General features: G+C 51.5%; 1 protein-coding gene. It reads left to right on the forward strand.

Annotated features, from left to right (window positions below):
• On the forward strand, positions 1–485 hold a 485-nt coding region (locus tag LF95_RS23030), incomplete at both ends, for a calcium-binding protein (protein ID WP_371440842.1).

A 485-nucleotide genomic window follows, 5' to 3' on the forward strand; every position in this document is an offset into this window, starting at 1 on the left:
TGGGTGGTTCTGGTGGTGACAGCATCACGATTGGTACCGGTGCGACCAGTGGAGCTGGTTTCACCAACTATATCTCTGGCGACCTTGCCGAACTGAAACAGGATGCCGATGGTAATCTGATCAGCTTTGAAACGGTTGAAGAAACCATTAGTGGCGATGATACCATCACAACCGGTGCGGGTGCCGGAACTGACTTTATTCTTGGCGGTATCGGCAAGGATAAAATCACCAGTGGTAATGGTGATGACACCATTTTGGGCGACCTGGGCATTATCGTGCCGAAGGGCAGTGATGGCGCAGACGTTAAAGGCCGGAATGGTAATCTGGATACCGCCGCTGATGACGAAATCAATGCCGGAAATGGCAATAATGTTGTTATTGGTGGATCGGGTGCTGATACCATCACAACCGGTAGCGGCGCGGATTATATCTCTGGTGACTTGGCTGAACTAACCCGCAAGGCGGACGGAACGCTGGTTCTGTTT

It is taken from the genome of Thalassospira sp. TSL5-1, from assembly GCF_001907695.1.
Taxonomy (GTDB): domain Bacteria; phylum Pseudomonadota; class Alphaproteobacteria; order Rhodospirillales; family Thalassospiraceae; genus Thalassospira.